Source organism: Acidiphilium sp. (assembly GCF_049977125.1).
Taxonomy (GTDB): Bacteria; Pseudomonadota; Alphaproteobacteria; order Acetobacterales; family Acetobacteraceae; genus Acidiphilium.
In genome coordinates this window covers 10,229-11,527 of sequence record NZ_JBMFGY010000100.1, presented here as the reverse complement: position 1 = coordinate 11,527, position 1,299 = coordinate 10,229, and the positions used below count along the sequence as shown (strand labels likewise).

Here is a 1,299-nt window from a genome sequence, read left to right as displayed (position 1 = left end):
AGGAGTGCGCCTGATGGCGAAGAAGATTGTTGGCTATATCAAGTTACAGATACCGGCGGGCAAGGCTAATCCGTCGCCGCCGGTTGGGCCTGCTTTGGGGCAGCGCGGGTTGAATATCATGCAGTTTTGCAAGGATTTCAATGCGGCGACGCAGGGCATGGAAGTTGGGATGCCGGTGCCGGTGGTGATTACGGCGTTTGGCGATCGCAGTTTTACCTTCATTACCAAGACGCCGCCGAACACGTATTTTTTGAAGAAGGCGGCGGGGATTACCAAGGGGTCCACGACGACCGGCAAGGGTGCGACCGTGGGCAAGGTGACCATGGCGCAGTTGCGCGAGATTGCGGCGACCAAGATGGTGCATATGAACGCCAATGATGTGGATGGTGCGGTGCGCATGTTGATCGGGTCGGCCCGGTCGATGGGTCTTTCGGTGGTGGAGGGCTGATCATGGCGAAGAACAAGCGTTTGGTTAAGGCGACGGCCGCGGTCGAGGCGAACAAGGCCTATGCGTTGGACGAGGCGATGGCGTTGGTGAAGACCAATGCGACGGCGAAGTTCGATGAGACGGTGGAATTGTCGTTGAATTTGGGCATCGATCCGCGTCATGCCGATCAGATGGTGCGCGGGCTGATTTCGTTGCCGAACGGCACGGGCAAGACGCTGCGGGTTGGCGTGTTCGCGCGCGGGCCGAAGGCGGATGAGGCGCGGGCGGCGGGTGCGGATGTGGTGGGTGCCGATGATCTGGCCGAGCAGGTGCAGGCGGGCAACATTGCGTTCGATCGTTGCATTGCGACGCCGGACATGATGGCGCTGGTCGGGCGGTTGGGCAAGATTCTCGGGCCGCGCGGGCTGATGCCTAATCCGAAGCTGGGCACCGTGACGATGGACGTCAAAGGTGCGGTGACGGCGGCGAAGTCGGGCCAGGTGGAGTTTCGGGCGGAGAAGGCCGGGATTATTCATGCGGGGATCGGCAAGGCGAGTTTCGAGGCCGGGTTGTTGATCGAGAACGCGAAGGCGTTGGTCGATGCGATTCAGAAGGCGAAGCCGGCCGGGGCGAAGGGGACGTATTTGCAGAAGGCAGCACTGTCTTCGACGATGGGCCCTGGGGTTCGGGTTGATGTGAGTACGCTTTCGGCTTGAGGGAGTTCGGGGTAGGGAAGACTTCTTTTTTGTAAAAAAGAAGCAAAAAACTTTTTCGAGCTGGGGCTGAGGCGTTTGAGAGGCTATAGCCCCGATTCATAAAGTTTTTTTGCTTCTTTTTGTTCACAAAAAGAAGGCCTTACTTGCCTTGCCTTA

Annotated in this window: 2 protein-coding genes; both read left to right on the top strand. The window is 58.7% G+C overall.

The features are described from left to right. Positions 1–13 precede the first annotated feature (13 nt). Entirely contained in the window at positions 14–448 is a 435-nt protein-coding gene (gene rplK / locus ACP5E6_RS13315; RefSeq protein ID WP_331259106.1) for a 50S ribosomal protein L11, read from the top strand. 2 nt (positions 449–450) lie between these two features. After that, the gene (rplA, locus tag ACP5E6_RS13310; protein WP_427954757.1) at positions 451–1,143 is read left to right on the top strand and encodes a 50S ribosomal protein L1; all 693 of its coding nucleotides are present in this window, start codon (positions 451–453) and stop codon (positions 1,141–1,143) included. The last annotated feature ends 156 nt before the right edge of the window (positions 1,144–1,299 follow it).

Coding starts and splice junctions, on each gene's coding strand:
- rplK (WP_331259106.1), top strand. CDS start 14: ATGGCGAAGAAGATTGTTGGCTATATCAAGTTACAGATACCGGCGGGC.
- rplA (WP_427954757.1), top strand. CDS start 451: ATGGCGAAGAACAAGCGTTTGGTTAAGGCGACGGCCGCGGTCGAGGCG.